Genomic DNA, 20,248 nt, shown 5'->3' with positions numbered 1-20,248 from the left:
ACCTTCTTTATTTCATTAAATGAGGATACTGTTTATTCATATAGTCATAATAAACTTGTTCTTGCTTATCATACGAAGCTTGATTGTATTTCTGTTGGTTTTGTTCGGCTTTAGCAATAAGCGCCTCTGGTCGATGCCACATACCGTTTTTCACAACCCATTCGATCAGTCGTGTTGCTGAAATATCTTTCAACGGGTTGCTTTTCAAGATAACAAGGTCAGCTTGTCCCCCTACTTTACAGACACTGTTCAAACCGAAAAGTTTACTAGGAATCGATGTTGCTGATTGGATCGCTTCAAAAGGAGAGAGGCCGCATTGGACGAGTAATTGCAATTCTCGATGTAAAAGCTGACCCGGGTACGTATCGACTCCTGCAGGTGAATCCGTTCCTGCTAATATCGTGCCTCCTTTTTCATGGTAGGCGGTCGTGATTTGTTTGCTCACTTCCAATAGTCGTGTTTGTTTACTTGACTGAATGTATGGTCGTACATAGTTCCAATGCTCCTCCAAGCTTGTCAACGCGCTCGTTTTAACAGATGTTGAAATGCTCCAATGAGACTCTTTTGTTCCTTGTGCAAATAAACTTAAGGTTGGTACGATTACGACCCCTGCTGTTATCAATTCTTCACACAAGGTAGAAAGCTTATCTTCGTCTAAACCTTTCTCAAGTAACGCTCTATCTTCTTTCTCTGAAAGCAAGCTATGCCAACTTGGAATAAGAGACTGAATGATTCCAGAATTATGTTCTAAAAAACGAATACCCATTTTAGCAGCTGTTCTTGCGTCAACATCGGTAGAGGCTAATAAGTCAGCGCTAACATCAAGTTTGCATTTGGCAGCTTCGTTTACCACTGCCTCCATAACGTCTCTTTTTAATCGACCATAGACTTTAATAAAAGATGCGCCTACGTCAACTTGTCGCTTTACTTCTTCTATAGCGTCATGCTTAGACTGCGTAGAGAACGAGCCACTACTCGTCTTCCCCCATAAGCCGGGTACACCATCAATCATTCGATCAGCAGTAAAAACGGTTGGGCTAAAGGAGGCGTACTGGTGATCCTTTAATGGCTTTAAATGAAGCGAATTTCCTGCTGTATTCCGAACACTTGTAACACCAGCAGCTGTAAAAAGTGGTGCATATGCAGGCTGTATATGACAATGATTATCAACCAGTCCAGGTAATGCATACGTTCGCAAATGAGAAATTGGTGCCTCCATCATTTCTGTAACTTTTCCATCGTTAATTGTAATGGTTTTGCCTTCAAACTGTCCTGTTTCCAAGTTTAATACGTTAAGTGTCTCCATTTGCTTCACACAGCCACCACCTTAACAGCTATTTTTTATTTGTACAAAGCTTACCATATTCTTTCTATACCCACATGGTTCAAAATCAAAAAAGCCCGCTCCTATAGAGCAGGCTCGATTACTAATCAATTGGTCGTTTCATAATGCCATATAGAACGCCTGTCACAATGGCACCAATAATTATTGCGAGTGCATAAAGTCCCATATAGGAGAACGTTGAATCATTTACGAGCAACATGGTGAACACGCCACCGTGAGGAGCTGGCAACGTAATTTGGAACAACCCTGTCAGCCCTCCTGCAATTGCAGCACCAATAACACTTGCTGAAATAACACGGACCGGGTCTGCTGCCGCGAACGGAATGGCACCTTCTGTAATAAAGGATGCACCAAGTACATAATTGGTTCGTCCAGACTCACGTTGCTGTTTTGTAAATTTATGCTTCCAGAACGTTGTCGCAATAGCTATTCCTAGCGGTGGCACCATTCCTGCTGCCATAACAGCCGCTTGGGGACCAAGGTTCCCTGCATCAAGCATGGCAATACCGAATGTATAAGCGGCTTTATTAATGGGTCCCCCCATATCAATTGCCATCATAATGCCAAGAACAATCCCTAAAATAACCATATTCCCTGTTCCTAAATTACCAAGCCAGTTTTGTAAACCCGTATTTACAGATGCAAGTGGGGTAATAAGGACATACATAATTAAGCCGGTAAAGAGTATATTTAAGACTGGCGTAAAGAGAATGGTTTTTAAACCGTCTAAAGACTGCGGGATATTGGAAAGTAGTTTTTTTACACCTAAAGCCATATATCCTGCAAGAAAACCTGCTAATAAGCCTCCTAGAAAACCAGCGTCTCCATTATACGCCATGTATCCTGCGATTAAGCCAGGCGCAAATCCGGGACGGTCTGCAATGCTCATCGCAATAAAGGCTGCTAAGACTGGAATAAACAGCGCAAATGCGTTATCGCCACCAATAAAGCCTAGAATATTCGTGACGACGTTATCTTCCCCTAATAGGGCATCCACTTCAAATAAGAAGCTGATGGCAAGAAGGATTCCACCACCGATAACGAACGGTAGCATATTGGAAACACCATTCATTAAATGCTTGTAAACACTTTTCCCAAAACCACCACTTGAATGACTTTCTCCACTCTCTTCTTTCTGACCACCTTGAGCAGAGTAAACAGCTTCTTTCCCTGCTAATGAGCGATCAATTAGTTGGGCAGGCTTTCGAACGCCATCTGCTACTGGTGCAATGACTATGCGTTTTCCATCGAAGCGATCCATCTCAACTTTCGTGTCTGCCGCCACAATGATGCCATCAGCTCGGTCAATGTCTTCTTTTGTAAGACGGTTTTTCACGCCACCTGAGCCATTTGTTTCTACCTTTATAGAAAAGCCTCGTTCTTGTGCTTCTTTTTTTAGCGCATCAGCAGCCATATACGTATGGGCGATACCCGTAGGACATCCAGTAACACCGATGATAAATGTATCATCAGCAGATGTAGACTGAACTTCCTCTTCTTCCTCGTCACTTTCTTCCGCTTCTTTTCTATCAATAATCGCCATAACGTCATCAATTGATTGAGCGTCCAGCAGTTGATCACGAAAAGTCGTATCCATTAGAAATGTCGATAACTTCGAGAGGGTTGCTAAGTGTTCGTTATTTGCACCTTCGGAAGCAGCAATCATAAAAAACAGCTGACTTGGTTGTCCGTCTAGTGCTTCATAATCAATCCCCGCAATTGAACGCCCAAAGGCAATGGCAGGTGTTCGAACAGCCGCTGTTTTTGCATGTGGAATGGCAATTCCCTCACCTAACCCTGTCGTACTTTGATCTTCTCTTGCTAAGATAGCTTTCTTATAATCCTCTTTATTATTCAATCGCCCTGCTTCATCAAGCTTCATCACTAATTCATCAATGACATCTGCTTTTGAAACCGCTTGTAAGTCAAGTATAATGGTATCTTTCTTTAGTAAGTCAGAGATCCTCATCTCGTATCTTCCTCCTTATATGGTGCTCACTTCAATTTCTTTTTCTAAACGTTTTACTTCCGCTAGTTCACCAAAGCCAAGGGAAAATGCGGTTGCACTTCCTGAAGCCATTCCGAATCGAAAGGCATCCTCTACACTTGCTCCTTCATGATGAGCATGAATAAATCCAGCAACTGTCGCATCACCAGCACCGACAGAGTTTATCAATTCTCCTTTTGGTGCATTTGCACTGTAAATACCATCTCTTGTTGCCAGTAACGCCCCATCTCCTGCAAAACTAACAAGAACATAGTCAACACCTTGTTCAACAAGAGCTTTGGCATGAGGAATCGCATCTTCTTTGGTGGTAATGACTGATTGTGTTAATTCCGCTAACTCATGTTGATTCGGTTTAATGAAGGCTGGTTTTGCTTTGATAACCTGTTTTAGCGCTTCACCACTTGTATCAACAAAAACATGTACACCTTGTCCATTTAATTGTTCTGTCCACTCAGCATATAAATTCGCTTGTAGCGATGGGGGGATACTACCTGCTAACACAACGATGTCGCCTTTATTTAGTTGTTTAAACTGCTCTTCTAGAGTGGCTTTATCACTTATCGTAATTTCAGGAGAGAAACCATTTATTTCGGATTCTTCTTCTGCCTTTATCTTTACATTAATGCGTGTATCACCTTTAATACGGATAAAGTTTGAATCGATGCCATCTTGCATAACGGCTTCATGAATAAAGTCACCTGTAAAACCACCAATAAAGCCGAGTGCTGTGGAATGAGTCCCGTACCTCTTTAATACCTTTGATACATTGATACCTTTCCCTCCAGCTACTTTTCGATCGTTTGTTGAACGATTCACATGACCAACATGTAATGTTGGAAGGGACACATAATAATCCATTGCGGGGTTTAAGGTCACCGTATAAATCATAGCTTTACCACCTCTACTGCCGTGCTTTTCTGTAATTCTTGATAGAGCTTCTTTCGTTCTTCTTCAACGTATGAGCTTGTTACAATGTGTACGTCTTGAATAGAAGCGAATGTTGAAAATGTAATGTCACCAAACTTCGTGTGATCGGCTAGCACAAACGCTTGCTGAGCATATGCAATGGCTTTTGCTTTAATATAGGCTTCTTCTGGATCTGGTGTGGTAAATCCATCTTTAAGTGTAAGACCATTCGTTCCAATAAAAGCTTTGTTAAATCGAAAACTTGAAATGGCTTCAATGGCACCTCTTCCCACAAACGCATACGTGCCTTTTTTCACATGCCCCCCAAGACCATGTGTATGAATATCTGCCTCTAGCAACGCTTGAATATTCATAACACCATTTGTGACTACTTCTATGTTCTTTCCTTTTAAATAAGGAATCATTTCATACGTCGTACTTCCAGCATCTAAAAAAATACAATCGCCATCTTCCACCCATTCAGCTGCTCGTTTAGCAATTTGCTTTTTCTCATGACTGTTTTTGAATGATTTTTGAGCCATCGTTGGTTCATCTCTCATCGTTTGAAGTACCGTCGCGCCACCATGTATGCGCTTTAATTTCTTTCCTTGTTCAAGTTCAGTTAAATCTCTTCGTATTGTTGATTCTGAAGAACGAGTAGCTTCAATAAGCTCATAAATTTTCACTACTTCCCGTTCTTGAACAAGCTTAAGAATCATTTCTTGTCTCTCTACAGTTAACATACATACACCTCTTTGCTTACAAGACTTTTTCATTATACATTCAAAAACAATCACAATCAATCATTTTCGATCATTTTATATGTGACAACTTTATCCTTTAAACGTCACAAAAACGCTAGTAATCGTATCGTAGAAAAGAGGTAGCTGTTTTTTAGCTTCTCCCTTAACTTGTCCGTTACTAGCGTTCCATATGAATCTCATTTCGTTGTCTACTTTAACTGTTCCACTTTTTCAGCTAGCTCTGCCCAACGTTCAAGTGTCTGGTCAAGTTCCTCATCAACAACTTCTTTTTCCTTCATCGTATCAGCGATTTTACCGTAGTCACTACCTGCTTCTTGAATGATTTCCTCTAATGACGCTTGCTTCTCTTCGAGTGAAGCGATCTTTTCATCTATTCCGTCCCATTCTCTTTGTTCCTTATAGGAAAGCTTCTTACCAACTTTTTTCCGCTCAACGGATGGCTCTTTTTCTTTCTTTGGAACAACTTCCGTTCGTTTCTCTTCAAGGTAATCTGTATAATCCCCTTGATAACGTTGAACAGTTCCATTTTCAAAAATAAGCATTTGCTCGACGACACGGTCAAGAAAATAGCGATCATGAGAAACGGTTACAACTGTACCAGGAAAGGTTTCAATATAGTCCTCTAAGACCGCCAGTGTTTCCACATCTAAATCGTTGGTTGGCTCATCTAAAAATAGTACATTCGGTTCGCCCATCAATATTCGCAGCAAGTAAAGACGGCGCTTTTCACCACCTGAAAGTCGTCGAATAAAGGTCCATTGTTGTGCTCTCGGGAATAAAAAACGCTCAAGCATTTGCTCAGCCGTAATTTGATCCCCCTTGGCGGTGTATACCACTTCAGCTACTTGTTTAATATAGTCAATAACAGTCAGATTCCCATCAAGCTCAGCATCTTCCTGAGTGTAATAGCCAATTTTTACTGTTTCTCCAACAATACATGCACCACTATCAGGTTCCAAACGAGTTGCCATAATATTGAGAAGCGTTGTCTTCCCACTCCCGTTAGCCCCAATGATGCCTAATCGCTCTTGGTTAGTAAGTAGATAAGATAGGTCTGTAAACAAAGCCTTACCATTGAGGGTTTTGCTAACTGCTTTCAATTCAATGACTTGCTTCCCTAAACGTTGTGAACCAATTGCAACATCTAATTGCTCTTTACTTTTTAAACCCTGTTGATTTTTTAAGGCTTCCACTCGCTGGATTCGCGCCTTTTGCTTCGTTGTTCGTGCTTTTGCCCCTCTTTGAAGCCAAGCCATTTCTCGTCGGAGTAAATTTTGTCTTTTGGCTTCTGCTTGTTCAAGTTGTTCTTCCCGGAGGGCGCGCTTTTCTAAATATGTCTCAAAGTTCCCTTCATATTGATACAGGTTTCCGTTTGTTAATTCATAGATCATTGTAGCCACTCGATTTAAGAAATAGCGATCATGAGTAATAACAACTAGGGCACCTCGATACTGATGTAAGTGCCCTTCAAGCCATTCAACAGTTTCATGGTCAAGGTGGTTTGTAGGTTCATCAAGCAATAGTAAATCAACTGGCTGAATAAGTGAGCGGGCAATTGCTACTCGTTTCTTTTGTCCTCCAGATAATGTAGAAAGGGGTGCTGTCAGATCAAAAACACCCAATTTACTAAGGATTGTTTTTGCCTGAGTACTCGCTTCCCATCCATCCACTTTATCCATATGGGCTTGTAACGTAATTAGATTTGATTGCAATCGTTCATCCATTGGATTTTGTTCAAGCTTTGCTAATCCTTCTTCGTAACGAGCGACCGTTCGCAGTAATTCTGACTCACTTTTAAAGATATAATGAAGGACCGTCTCGTTATCTGGAAGTTCCGGTTGCTGCGCTAGGTATTCAATGGTAAAGTCATTTGCGCGGAATAAAGTTCCTGCTTCTTTTCCTTCCACACCTGCTAAAACTTTAAGAAGTGTAGATTTCCCAGTCCCATTTACTCCTAATAGACCTATTCGATCTCCAGCTTCAATTGTAAAATCGATAGAGTGAAAAAGCGCTTTTTCCCCGAACGTTTTACTTAGCCCTTCAACTCTTATTAAACTCATGAACATCTTCCTTTTTCCATATGATTCGTTATCTATGCAGTATAGCACACTGTACTATTGATAAGGCGCGTCTTCATAAAAGAAGTTCGGTGACTTGATTTCATTATGAAATGTCTGATGAAAAATAGATGTTTGTGCCGGTGACATAGGCGGGATTAACCAAGTCCAGTCTCCTGTTACTTCTCGTTGCTGCTTTGCTTCATTTTTCATAAACTGTTGAAATTGTTTTGCAGCAGTATGATGATCAACAATGCTGACACCATCTCGTTGAAACGAATGTAAAACGGCACGATTTAACTCAACTAAAGCCTCATCTCGCCATAGGGAAGATTCTTTTTTTCGCTCGATGTTCAATTGATCGGCTACTTGTTCTAAGCGATTGTAACGAAAATCATCAGCTAAGTTACGGGCGCCAATCTCGGTCCCCATATACCAACCATTAAAAGGCGCAGCAAAGAAGGACAAGCCACCGATCTCTAACCTCATATCAGCAATAATTGGCACCGCATACCACTTTAATCCTAAATCGTTAAACGATTTGTAAGTTGGGTGATGCAAACGCACTTCCTTCACAAGTTCTTCTGGTATTGGATAATAAACAGGTGGCTGTCCTTTAATGGAAAATACAAGAGGAAGCACGTCAAAATCAGTCCCATTCCCCTTCCAGCCCAACGATTCACAAAGACGTGTAAATTCAAGGGAAGCTGGGTCCCCAATAACGTTCCTGTTCTTTTCATACCCTGCATAACGGATAAGCTGATGATTCCAGATGCGTACTACATCGCCCTCCGGAAAAATCGTAATCGTAGGAATAATTTTTCCTTCATTTGTAGCATACATAATGTGTCGCTTTAATGCCTCAATCACGTCACCTTTCGTTCGTGCATCCCTCGCATCAAATACATGCATTCGTTCCCAAAACAGTCTTCCAATACAGCGATTGCTGTTTCTCCACGCCAATTTGGCTCCATACGTAAGCTCATCAAGTGTTAACGTGTATGATCCCTTAACATTTATCTCTTGAAGGACCTCTTCAATGCGTTCTGATACTCCTACTCGGCTCGTCTCTTTATAAAATTGCTTCAGAAATGCTATCGCTTGTTGCTCCCGTTCGATTTCCATAAATGTCAATAATCCTCCTAAAAAAACTGTGTAGCCGATTGCTACACAGTTTTTTGGCTATTGCTTTTTATCGATTTCCGCTTTAATATCGTTTTCTATTTGACTTGGCTTCGTTTGTGGCGCGTACCGCTTCACAACTTGACCATTTCGATCAACTAAGAACTTCGTAAAGTTCCATTTAATCTCTTCGCCTATTGTACCCTTTTTTTCACTTTTTAAGTGCTTAAAAAGTGGATTAGCGTCTTTCCCTTTTACATTGGTTTTCGCAAAAAGAGGGAAGGTCACACCGAAATTCAATTTACAAACACTTTCCATTTCATCATCTGATGTTGGCTCTTGATTCATAAATTGATTACTTGGGAAGCCTAATACACGTAATCCGTCATTTTGATACGTTTGGTGAAGCGATTCTAAGCCATCAAATTGTGATGCAAACCCGCATTTTGTTGCTGTATTCACAACAAGAAGAACGTCACCTTCATAATTTGATAATGGAAAATCTTCACCATTACTCGTTTTTACCGTGTAATCAAATACAGACATGTTTACCTCTCCTCCATTGCTTCTTTTCAACAAGTATAAAGGTTCTGCACCCACAAGAAAACTAATTTGCTCACGCCTTATGCCTTCTAGCAAACTCTACAAAGCGGAAGCGATCTGGACGGTGTCTTGATTCTGTTATTTGCAGTAAAGTGGCATCTTCCAAATACGTTAAACTGTGCACAACAACGATGTGACTTCCTGGTTCAACATCGAGAAGTTCAACATCTTCTTCAGTAGCAACGTCGACGACAATCTCTTTTTTGGCGAAGCTAATTGTCAGTTCCAACGTATTCTCAATGTACGCGTAAATACTCCCAGCACAAATATCTGCTGTTAGTCCTGGCACAAGTGCTTTTGGGAACCAATCTTTATCAAGAATGATCCGCTCACCATCAATCATTCGTACCCTCGCAATTTCTAGAAGGTTCTCTTCCTCAGGCAGTTGAAATGCGTGAGCTTGTTCTGCTGTTGCTTTTAGTTCATTAAACGCTACAACAGCTGTTGATGCATTCATACCTAATTTTTGATTTAACTCTTGAAAACTTGTTACGCCTGAAACAGGAAAATCAAGTCGCTGTACATCTAATACAACAGAGCCCTTCCCTTGAATCTTCTGAATGTACCCATGTTCAGAAAGCTGCTTTAACGCTTTACGAATGGTTTCTCTCGAAGCTTCAAATTGAGTCGTTAGCTCATGTTCCGACGGTAATGTATCACCTGGCATATAGCGTCCTTCATGAATATCACGTATTAAATGTTGGTAAATGGAATGAAATTTACTTTTCAACGTATCGCCCTACTTTTTTAACAGAAATGCGATGGTTTCGTAAGGTTCTAACTCTAATGATGCTGTTAGCTTCTTTTCACCATCATAATTTCGTATGACTTGTTCTCCTTCTAACGATACCATAGAAGCAGGGCACGTGAACACGGATTTACTACGATAAAAGTTTGAGATAACGAGTAGCTTCTCCTGTTCATTTTCCCTTACATAAGCAAACACAGTTGGATGATTACGTGTTAAGTGAGTGTAATTCCCATCTGTAATGACATCGAACTCTTTCCTGAGTAAAATAAGCTTTTTGTAGAAATAAAAAATCGAATCTTTATCTGCTAACGCCTTTTCAGCATTAATATGCTCATAATTGTTCGCAACATGAATCCAAGGTGTTCCTGTCGTAAATCCAGCGTGACGGTCATCGTTCCACTGGACAGGCGTACGAGAGTTGTCACGGGATTTATGTTGTAAGATTTCTAGAACGTCCTTCTCATTTTTCCCATCTTGAAGCAATTCTTTATACATATTCAACGACTCTACGTCTCTGTAATCATCGATAGAGGTGAAATATGGATTGGTCATGCCAAACTCTTCACCTTGATAGATGTAAGGCGTACCTTGCATAAGATGAATCGTCGCAGCAAGCATTTTGGCAGAGTGTTGGTGAAACCTTTTATCATCACCGTAACGACTCACAATCCGTGGCTGATCATGATTACACCAGAAAAGCGCGTTCCAGCCACCACCTTCATGCATTCGTACTTGCCATTCAGATAGAATTGATTTTAATTGTTCGAAATCAAATTCAGCAACAGTCCACTTCTCACCGTTTGGATAATCGACTTTTAGATGGTGAAAATTAAACGTCATGGATAACTCTTGACGCTCCGGGTTTGAATAGTTAATACAGTCTTCAATCGTTGTCGAGGACATTTCTCCGACTGTCATGCTGTCGTATTTAGACAATACTTGTTGATTCATTTCATGGATAAACTCATGAACACGTGGTCCATCTGTGTAAAATTTACGTCCATCACCAGGAGCTACACTACCATCATCATTTGGAAAACGCTGGTCTTTTGAAATCAAGTTGATAACATCTAAGCGGAAGCCGTCAATTCCTTTTTCAAACCAGAAGTGCATCATATCATAGACATGCTGACGCATTGTTTCATTCTCCCAATTTAAATCAGCCTGAGTTACATCAAATAAGTGCAAATAATAGTCTTGGGTCGCTTCATTCCATTTCCACGCAGAGCCTCCAAATTTTGATTGCCAATTTGTCGGCTCTTTTTCTTCTATTGCTTCTTTCCATATATAGAAATCGCGAAACTTTGCATCTTTACCTTGCATCGCCGATTGAAACCATTGGTGCTCAGTAGAAGTATGGTTTACAACTAAGTCCATTATGACCTTAATGCCACGTGAATGGGCTTCTTCTAACAACTGATCAAAATCTTCCATAGTTCCATACTCGTCATGAATTGTGTAATAATCCGCGATATCGTAGCCGTTATCCTGTTGTGGAGACGTATAAATCGGTGTTAACCAAATAACGTCAATTCCTAATTCTTTTATATAATCAAGCTTCTCAATGATCCCTTGTAAATCACCGACACCATTACCTGTTGTGTCATTAAAGCTTTTTGGATAGATTTGATAAACCGTACTTTTTCTCCACCATTCCATTACAGTTCACCCTTTCATTGGTATCATACGTACTTAGTTTACCACACTTGTATATACAAGTAAAAAAAGACCTGCTTAAGGCAGGTCTTCCTTTTAAAAAACTCTATGAATTACTATAGTTCTAACTCTTGCACTACTTTCCTATTCATGTAGGCTTTTCGGATTTCGAATCTTGCCGTATAAGAGCGTTGCAATAAACGGCAATAAGATGACGATTCCCATACCAATTGCAAATGCCCCCCAGCTACCAGGCTGGATAGAGAAAATTCCAGGTACACCACCTACACCAACACTAGTTGCTAAAACACTTTGAACAGAAATGAACATGCCTGCAAAACCAGAGCTAATAATAGCTGCTAAAAACGGGAAGCGGAAGCGAAGGTTCACTCCGAATAATGCTGGTTCTGTAATTCCCAACCAAGCTGATAGACCGGATGTACTCGCTAACCCTTTTAAGTTCTTGTTTTTCAATACAAAATACATAGCAAATGCTGCAGACCCTTGGGCAATATTAGAAAGCGCTAAGATTGGCCATAAGAACGTACCACCTGCGCCACCGCTCGTTAACTGTAAATCTACAGCTAAGAAGGTATGGTGCATGCCGGTAATAACGAGTGGTCCATAAATAATTCCATATAAGAATCCAGCAATGGCAGGAACCGCACTAAATAACCAAATAAATCCGTCGGCAATGCCATTTCCAATAGCAAATGTAATTGGACCAACAGCAATAAATGTGATAAAGCTCGTTACAAGTAAGGCAACTGGTGCAACCGTTAGTAAATGGAATGAATCAGGTATGCGTTTCCTTAGGAATACTTCAATCTTTGCAAGAATAATGGATGCGACGAACACTGGTAAAACTTGGCCTTGGTAACCAAGCTTTTGAATTTCTAATCCAAACAGGTTCCAGACAGGAATCTCCCCTGCTTCACGAGCACTTCCGTAATCCCACGCGCTTAATAATGCTGGGTTAACGAGAATTAACCCTAACACAATACCAAGTAACGGGCTGCCACCGAATCGTTTTACGGCTGACCACCCTATTAACGCTGGTAAGAACGTAAAGGCGGTGCTGGCAATCACGTTAATGATATCCGCAAAATCAGTCCACTGAGGATGAACATCAATGATTGATGCGTTATCATAAAAAATGTTATCACCAGTTAAAACGTTGTTTAACCCCATTAACAAACCAGCCGTTACAATTGCTGGCAAGATAGGGATAAAGACATCTGCCAATACTTTAATCGCTCTTTGTAAGGGGTTACCTTTCTTGGCAGCCGCTTCTTTCACATCGTCTTTTGACTGCTCTTCACGTCCCGTAAGCGCCATTAATTCTTTATACACTTTATCAACAACGCCGTTTCCTAAAATAATTTGAAACTGTCCGTTTGCTGAGAATGTCCCCTTCACAACGTCAAGGTCTTCTAACGCCTTTGTATCAACTTGACTTTCATCTTGTAAAACAAGACGCAGTCTTGTTACACAATGAGTGGCAGAAGAAATGTTTGCTTCTCCGCCAATGGCCTCTAAAATCTGCTCAGCAGACTTTTTATAGTTAACAGCCATCTTGTTTCCTCCTTTGCTAACGTTTTCAAAAACGTCGCTTTTATTCTTCTCTAATTTGTATATACAAATATATTATTCGCATTGATCATACCTTGTATATACAAATTAGTCAATAACAATGATAGCCATTTTAATCTTAATTTCTTCTTCCCTCTTTTTGATCGTGTTACACTACTAAAAAAGGAGGCTTCATAAAATGGAATTTGATCCACACTACCACCCATATCCTTCCACAACAATGCCGATTTATGCAAAAAAAGGTATGGTCGCAACATCACAACCACTTGCCGCTCAGGTTGGTAGAGACATTTTAAAGCAAGGAGGAAATGCAGTTGATGCTGCCATTGCGACAGCCGCTTGTTTAACTGTTGTGGAACCTTGCTCAAATGGAATCGGTGGCGATGCCTTTGCAATAGTCTGGCTAGATGGAGCCATTTATGGATTAAACGGTAGCGGTCCATCACCTGAAGCATTAACCATTGAGGAAGTGAAACAGCGAGGGTTTGATTCAATGCCGACAACCGGACTTATACCAGTAACGGTCCCTGGTGCACCTGCTTCATGGGCAAGTCTTTCCGAACGATTTGGTAAACTATCGTTACTAGATGTACTCCAACCAGCCATCGACATTGCAGAAGAAGGCTTTGCGGTCACCCCTACGATTTCAAGACAATGGAAAATGAGCTACAATCGCTTTAAGAAGCAACATACAGCTGAAGAATTTAACGCATGGTTCGATACATTTTCGTTACATAACCGTGCCCCTGAACCCGGCGAAATATGGCGATCTCCCAATCATGCCAAAACGTTGCGTTTAATTGGTGAAACAAACGGAAGAGCTTTTTACGAAGGGGAATTAGCTGATCAGATCGATGCCTTCTTTAAAAAACATAACGGCTATTTACGTAAAGAAGATTTAGCAGCATACGAACCTGAGTGGGTTCAACCCATTTGCACAAATTATAAAGGGTACGATGTATGGGAGATTCCCCCTAATGGGCAAGGCTTAATTGCGCTAATTGCGTTAAATATTCTCGAAGCATTAGAAATTGGCGAAAAAGAAAGCGTAGAAACGTATCACAAACAAATTGAAGCGATTAAGCTTGCTTTTGCTGACGGAAAAGCGTATATAACCGATGAGGGTCACATGAGTGTACCAACGGAGTCTTTACTTAACAAAACCTATGCAGCTAAACGAGCATCAGAAATTACGGATCAGGCTAACTTGCCGACAGTTGGTAAACCCGTCGGTAGTGGGACCGTATACCTTTGTACAGCTGATGAGGAAGGCAATATGGTCTCGTTTATTCAATCGAATTACATGGGCTTCGGTTCAGGACTTGTTGTACCTGACACCGGTATCTCCTTACAAAATCGCGGTCATGCTTTTTCTTTAGATGCTAGCCACGATAATGCGTTAGCACCGAAGAAACGTCCGTACCACACTATTATCCCCGGCTTCCTTTCTAAGGATGAAAAAGGTATTGGCCCATTTGGTGTTATGGGCGGATTTATGCAGCCACAAGGGCATGTGCAGGTAATTATGAATACGATCGACTTTCTTTTACACCCTCAAGCTGCTCTAGACTCCCCTCGTTGGCAATGGACTGAAGGAAATAAAGTAATAGTAGAACCAACATTTCCACGACATATTGCAGAAGGCTTAGCGCGAAAGGGTCACGAAATTAGCGTTGCAAATGATGTCATTTCATTCGGAAGAGGCCAAATCATTTGGAGAGATGAAACAAAAGGTTCGTATGTCGGTGGCTTGGAAACACGAACTGACAGTGCCATTTCCTCGCTTTAACACAAAAAATCCCTCCAACGACTTCACATTAAGTGACTACATTGGAGGGAGTCTAATATCTATCCTTCTTTCGTTTTTCCTTTACTTCTATTGCACTTCTCTCATTATCTAAATATCCTGCTTTCACCTGGCCGCATGAACATATTTAGCTTTAGTTTCTTGCAAATCGTAATATAGTGCAATATGGTCAGCAAGACTGCGCTCATATTCATGCCAATAATAATACCGTTCATCTGTAAACTTGGCATTGAACCTAACGAAATCATTAAACAGAAAGATACGACCGTTGCGTAGAATGAATGAAGAAACGCATCTTTAACGAGTCCAATTCCAATTAAATACGCCTGTAATGGTGTAGCACAATACTGGAATAAAAAATAAGGAATTAAGATTTTCAAGTAGTCGGCTGCTGGTGATGGCCCAAAAAACATGGTCGTTATTGGTTCAGCAAAAAAATAAAACACGAGTACAACTGGTAATCCATAACCAAATGTAACAAGCAACGACAGTCTCAGATAATAATGAAGCGTATCATACTGACGTTTTGCATAGCTATCAGCAACAATAGGTATTAGCACAACAAGAAGAGAATGCGCTACAAATGCAGGAAAGAACCCGATTGTAAAGGCAATCCCTGCTAGTTTTCCGTACTGTACGAGGGCGACACTTTCAAGAACTCCTGCATTGGTAAGAGCCGTTGTAATTAAGAACGGTTTTACTGCAAACGTAATAGAATGAAAGATGCGTAAGCCTGTTGTCGGAATGGAAACAGCCAATAGCTTTTTCTGTACTTCCTTTTGACTGACTTTCTTTTGTGGGTGACCCTTTTTTGTTTCGTGTATCTTGCGAATAAATACAACCACTAAATAAAAAAGAACAAGTAGTTCACTCAGTTTCAATGCCAATAACGCCATAAAAATAGCAAGATCGCTCGTAAAGGAAAACATGTAAAACACAATGAGCAATCCACTAAGCTGTGCAGTTCGTTTTAAAATATTTGCGATTGCAATTTTAGAGGTTTGGTGTGCACCAATTAGATAGCCCTTTGCGACAGACGAAAACGTAATGACTGGTATAAGTAAAAAGAGCATCCACTGTACACCAACATGATACTGCTGTAACACACTTAAGTGTGGCAAAATGAGAAGTGCTGCTACCATCACAGTTACCGCACAAATGGTTGCTAGTTTTAAGGACTGTACTAGTATACCCCAATGATACTTTGGCTCCTTTTCAGCAATTAACTTTGATATCGCAACTGGCAGCTCCACACTTGCTAAAACAACAACAAATAACATTGTGGGCAATATCGCCATGTATAGTCCAAATGCTTCATCACCTAATTCTCTAGCTAACACCATATTAATAACAAATTCCAAACACTCTCCAATAAAAGCTGCTCCACTCAAAACAAGAACACCACGGAAAAACGTACCCAAAGCTCATCTCTCCTTTTCTCTCTTTAATAAGGTATGAGACAAGTTCGTAATTTAAGACAGAAAAAAAAACAAGCGTAGTCGCTTGTTTTTAATCGTCCCATGTATCTGCATTTTTTAAGCCAGGTATGTTCTTGCTTTTAAATACAGGATTTTTCCCTGCTTTTCGCTGTAATACATAGTCATTAATAACGGCAATGGCAATCTTACTTATAAGCACAATGGAGATTAAGTTTACAACGGTTGTAAACGCCATAAATACATCCGCCATATCCCACACAAGTCCAATACTAGCAAGAGAGCCAAATACGATCATGCCCATTACTGCTAGACGGTACACCTGAAGCCAACCAGTTCCTTCTTTAATAAATGCAAGATTCGTCTCTCCGTAATAATAATTTCCCACGAGAGAAGTAAACGAAAAGAAAAAGATAGCAATTGCAATGAATGGGACAGCCCAATCACCGACTAGCAGACTTAATGACTCCTGCGTTAACGCCACACCATTCACTCCTTCTGAAGCAGAAGAATAGACATCCGTTAACAATATTACAAAAGCGGTTGCTGAACAGATAATAATTGTGTCGAAGAACACCCCCAACGACTGAACAAGCCCTTGTTTTGCCGGATGCGACACATCCGCTGTCGCAGCGGCGTTCGGCACACTCCCCATCCCAGCCTCATTTGAGAATAAGCCTCTTTGAGCACCGACTAATAAGCCAGCAAAGATTCCGACACTTGCTTCCTGAAAGCCAAATGCATTTCCTACTATTAATGAGAACACCGCTGGAATCGCTTCTGCATTTGTTACAACGACAAATCCCACAACTCCAAGATAAAGTACAGCCATAATCGGTACAACAATACCTGAAAATACAGAGATAGAACGAATTCCCCCAAAAATAATGACACCGACTGCAAGGGAAATAATAATTCCGACAATAAGTGGATCAAATTGGAACGCGTTTTCAAATGCGACGGCAATCGTATTTGCCTGTAGTGAATTAAAGATAAACCCAAATGTAACAGCAATTAACACTGCAAAAACGATCCCTAACCATCGTTTTCCTAGCGCACGCTCAATATAATAAGCTGGTCCTCCACGAAATTGACCATCAACACGTACTTTATAAACTTGTCCTAGCATACTTTCAATAAAACCTGTCGCCATACCAATAATGGCAATGACCCACATCCAAAAAATTGCTCCAGGCCCTCCCATAACGATTGCTAATGCTACACCAGAGATATTGGCAGCACCTACACGAGAGGCAGCACTAATACAAAACGCTTGGAAAGCAGAAACTTCCCCTTTTTTCGTTTTCTTTTCGGTAATGGCCCGAAACATCTCTGGAAATAAACGAAATTGAACAAAATTAGACCGAAATGTAAAATAGATCCCTACGCTAATTAAAGCAGCGACGAGTATGTACGATGTAACACCATTAATACTTTTTATAAGATCGTGAAATGCGTCCATATAAATCCTCCAATAGTCAACTAAAACAATCTTTGAATTATACCAAACTACATATTTTTTTGCAATTTATGAAAAGACTTACTAGATATAACGCTTTCCAGTAAGTCCCTTTTATGATTATATATCTGTAAGAGTTAGGAGACGAATTTGCTCATCTAACTCCTCTTGGTGTGCTTTCATTTCTTCTTCTGTCCACGATAGTAAATCCGCCATTGCTTGAACAATTTGCCCCTTAAACGTTGAGACAGTTTGAATATCAAATAGCAAATCTGATGTTCTACGCAAGAAAAAGTCTACTGGTGTGAGTGCCATCTCGTACTGAATGGCATATCGTAAAGAAGCCCACAAATCTTTTGGTACGTGATACGTTTCTGCCCTCGAATCATCTAAATAAGCGAAGACTTGAGGCACATTTGAACCATATCGCTCAACCAATTTTTTTGCAATCGGTTTATCCAATCCCAACTGTACGCCAGCTTCAATATGGACATTATTGAAATGCTCCAGCTGATCAGAACCACCAACTTTTCCACCACTTAACACAAGGTGTTTCGTCTTTGATTGCGGATATGTGTCTACCCCGCTGTCTTCTAAAGACTTACATACACGGTCTGTAATGTCAGCCGCCATTTTTCGGTAGCCTGTTAATTTTCCACCTGCTATCGTAATTAGGCCACTACTCGAAACAAAGATCTCGTCTTTACGAGAAATATCAGACGGGTCCTTTCCTTCCTCATGAATGAGCGGTCTCAACCCCGACCAACTTGATTCAATATCATCTTTTGTTACTTTATGATCAGGAAACCGAGCCATAACAGCTCCGATAATATAATCTACATCTTCTCTTGTTACACCTGGTTCATGCATTGATCCTTTATAATTTGTATCCGTTGTTCCGACATACACTTTTTCATCTCTAGGGATCGCAAACATCATTCGCCCATCGTTATAGGGTGTATCAAAGTAAAGTGCTTGGTTTAAGGGTAGCTTTCGTTTTGAAAAAACAAGGTGAACACCCTTTGTTAAGTGAATCGTCTTTCCTTGTTTTGAGCGGTCTTGCTCACGTAGTGTATCAACCCAAGGCCCTGTTGCGTTCACAACGTGCTTTGCATGAATTACAATAGCTTCCCCTGATTGTAAGTCTCTTGCAACTACACCATTAACGTGATTATCTTCATACGTAAACGACTCTACCTTCACATAATTGGCTAAGTGTGCTCCATACATTGAAGCTGTTTTCGCTACTTCCATTGTTAAGCGGGCATCATCTGTCCGATATTCAACATACATTCCTGCCCCTTTTAGCTGGTCAGGAGCCAATATCGGCTCTTTCTTCAACGCCTTCTTCGCACGCATCATTGTTCTTCGTTCTGATTTTTTGACACCTGCCAATTTATCGTATACACGCAGACCAATTGATGTTGTAAGGGAGTTAAAGGTACCACCTTTATAAAATGGAAGCATCATTCTTAGCGGCGTTGTTACATGGGGTGCATTTTCATAAACGATTTCTCGTTCTTTTCCTACTTCAGCCACTAGCTTAATTTCAAATTGTTTTAGATACCGAAGACCACCATGAATTAATTTTGTTGATCGACTTGAGGTGCCTGCTGCAAAATCTTGCATTTCGACTAAACCTACTTTTAGCCCTCTTGTAGCTGCATCAAGTGCTGTTCCTACACCTGTAATGCCTCCACCAATAATTAATAAGTCTAATTCATTACGTTGCATGTCTTCCAGTGAGTTTTTTCGTGTTTTTGACGAAAAGGTCATTTCATCATTCCCCCATCTTAGTAGCCCAATCAGACATTTCTTTTATATTATTCCACGTAACCGATCTTTCAAACACATTGATTGATTGGTTAGTAACGAATCACTATACTAAACAAAAAGGAGAAAAACAGATGCGCATTGCAATCGTTATTGGTAGCTCAAAAGGATTAGGGGCAGCCGTTGTTAAGCAATTGCTGGAAGAACAGTATGAAGTGATTGGATTCTCAAGAACAGAAGCACCAAAAGAGATACATACACATCCATCTTTTACTCATGTATCCTTCGATGCTAGCCATGTAGCTACACGTCAGGATATTTTTTCAAACGTATTCGCTTCAATTAATGTTTCGCTTGCCACAGAAATGTTATTTATTTATAACGCTGCTCTTATTAATCCTGTAGGGAGGCTCGGCACTCTCGAAAAGGTAAGCTTTAGTCAACAAGTCGAAGTGAATTTAGTAGCCCCTCTCGAACTAAGCAATTTATTTATTCAGTCCGTGCAATCGTTAACGATTTCAAAACGAATGCTCTTTGTTACATCAGGAGTAGCTTCAAAGCCTATTAGTGGCTGGTCCGGTTACTCTAGCTCAAAAGCAGGGCTAAATATGATTGTACATTCAATCGCAAAAGAACAGGAAGATGCCTCGTCACCTGTTTTAGTAGCTGGGTTTAACCCTGGTATCATGGATACGACTATGCAACAAACCATTCGACATTTTCAAGAAAACCAATTCCCATCTGTAGCACAGTTTAAGCGCTTTTATGAAAGCGGAAGACTTCAGCCTGCATCTATCGTCGCCCGTTCTCTTATTCGCTGTCTACAGAACCCCACTTTTGCAAATGGACAAATCGTTCGTGTCGATGACTATCTTTAAGCAAAGGTATGCTGGTATACCAGCATACCTTCAACTATAAACAAAAAAGATAGCAAGAATGATTCGCTACCTTCCATCTTCTTATATGGA

At 40.6% G+C, this 20,248-nt stretch carries 15 protein-coding genes; 2 read left to right on the top strand and 13 right to left on the bottom strand.

The window, feature by feature from the left end:
• Positions 1 to 7: 7 nt before the first annotated feature.
• The 10 genes from PQ477_RS14275 to treP all read right to left on the bottom strand — a co-directional run bounded on the left by PQ477_RS14275 (position 8) and on the right by treP (position 12,787).
• Positions 8 to 1,306, bottom strand: a complete 1,299-nt coding sequence (locus tag PQ477_RS14275; protein WP_274273583.1) for an amidohydrolase family protein — start codon at positions 1,304 to 1,306, stop codon at positions 8 to 10.
• Between the two features lie 121 nt (positions 1,307 to 1,427).
• Entirely contained in the window at positions 1,428 to 3,314 is a 1,887-nt protein-coding gene (locus PQ477_RS14270) for a PTS fructose transporter subunit IIABC (RefSeq protein ID WP_038478256.1), read from the bottom strand.
• Positions 3,315 to 3,329: 15 nt separating this feature from the next.
• Complete coding sequence (gene pfkB, locus PQ477_RS14265) at positions 3,330 to 4,241, bottom strand: 1-phosphofructokinase (RefSeq protein ID WP_055735142.1); 912 nt, start codon at positions 4,239 to 4,241, stop codon at positions 3,330 to 3,332.
• Entirely contained in the window at positions 4,238 to 5,002 is a 765-nt protein-coding gene (locus PQ477_RS14260; protein ID WP_038478250.1) for a DeoR/GlpR family DNA-binding transcription regulator, read from the bottom strand. Before PQ477_RS14260 ends, pfkB begins: the two co-directional genes overlap by 4 nt.
• Positions 5,003 to 5,211: 209 nt before the next feature.
• Entirely contained in the window at positions 5,212 to 7,083 is a 1,872-nt protein-coding gene (locus PQ477_RS14255) for an ABC-F family ATP-binding cassette domain-containing protein (RefSeq protein ID WP_274272273.1), read from the bottom strand.
• A gap of 54 nt (positions 7,084 to 7,137) precedes the next feature.
• Positions 7,138 to 8,205, bottom strand: coding sequence for a nitric oxide synthase oxygenase (locus tag PQ477_RS14250; protein ID WP_124741687.1), 1,068 nt, complete (start codon positions 8,203 to 8,205; stop codon positions 7,138 to 7,140).
• A 57-nt stretch (positions 8,206 to 8,262) separates the two neighbouring features.
• Entirely contained in the window at positions 8,263 to 8,748 is a 486-nt protein-coding gene (locus PQ477_RS14245) for a glutathione peroxidase (RefSeq protein WP_038478241.1), read from the bottom strand.
• Positions 8,749 to 8,818: 70 nt separating this feature from the next.
• Complete coding sequence (treR, locus tag PQ477_RS14240) at positions 8,819 to 9,535, bottom strand: trehalose operon repressor (protein WP_038478239.1); 717 nt, start codon at positions 9,533 to 9,535, stop codon at positions 8,819 to 8,821.
• A gap of 9 nt (positions 9,536 to 9,544) precedes the next feature.
• Positions 9,545 to 11,215, bottom strand: coding sequence for an alpha,alpha-phosphotrehalase (gene treC / locus PQ477_RS14235; protein ID WP_095149869.1), 1,671 nt, complete (start codon positions 11,213 to 11,215; stop codon positions 9,545 to 9,547).
• A 141-nt stretch (positions 11,216 to 11,356) separates the two neighbouring features.
• Complete coding sequence (gene treP / locus PQ477_RS14230) at positions 11,357 to 12,787, bottom strand: PTS system trehalose-specific EIIBC component (RefSeq protein WP_060705247.1); 1,431 nt, start codon at positions 12,785 to 12,787, stop codon at positions 11,357 to 11,359.
• A gap of 196 nt (positions 12,788 to 12,983) precedes the next feature.
• On the opposite strand from treP, the gene PQ477_RS14225 reads away from it, so the two are divergent.
• A complete protein-coding gene (locus tag PQ477_RS14225) occupies positions 12,984 to 14,594 on the top strand; it encodes a gamma-glutamyltransferase family protein (RefSeq protein ID WP_274272267.1) in 1,611 nt (536 codons plus the stop codon).
• A 104-nt stretch (positions 14,595 to 14,698) separates the two neighbouring features.
• On the opposite strand, the gene PQ477_RS14220 is transcribed toward PQ477_RS14225, so the two are convergent.
• The 3 genes from PQ477_RS14220 to PQ477_RS14210 form a co-directional block, all read right to left on the bottom strand.
• A complete protein-coding gene (locus PQ477_RS14220; protein WP_144558601.1) occupies positions 14,699 to 16,033 on the bottom strand; it encodes a polysaccharide biosynthesis protein in 1,335 nt (444 codons plus the stop codon).
• A gap of 88 nt (positions 16,034 to 16,121) precedes the next feature.
• Complete coding sequence (locus PQ477_RS14215; protein WP_144558600.1) at positions 16,122 to 17,510, bottom strand: alanine/glycine:cation symporter family protein; 1,389 nt, start codon at positions 17,508 to 17,510, stop codon at positions 16,122 to 16,124.
• 117 nt (positions 17,511 to 17,627) lie between these two features.
• Positions 17,628 to 19,283 (bottom strand): glycerol-3-phosphate dehydrogenase/oxidase, encoded by a 1,656-nt coding sequence (locus PQ477_RS14210; RefSeq protein ID WP_274272264.1) that lies wholly within the window; start codon positions 19,281 to 19,283, stop codon positions 17,628 to 17,630.
• A gap of 131 nt (positions 19,284 to 19,414) precedes the next feature.
• Here PQ477_RS14210 and PQ477_RS14205 point away from each other — a divergent pair, with 131 nt between their 5' ends.
• On the top strand, positions 19,415 to 20,158 hold the full coding sequence (locus PQ477_RS14205) for an SDR family NAD(P)-dependent oxidoreductase (RefSeq protein WP_274272263.1): 744 nt from the start codon (positions 19,415 to 19,417) through the stop codon (positions 20,156 to 20,158).
• Positions 20,159 to 20,248 lie beyond the last annotated feature (90 nt).

This window comes from Shouchella hunanensis, assembly GCF_028735875.1.
GTDB lineage: Bacteria > Bacillota > Bacilli > Bacillales > Bacillaceae_D > Shouchella > Shouchella hunanensis.
Note: the sequence above shows the minus strand (reverse complement) of the source record. Positions and strands in the feature narration are given on the sequence as shown.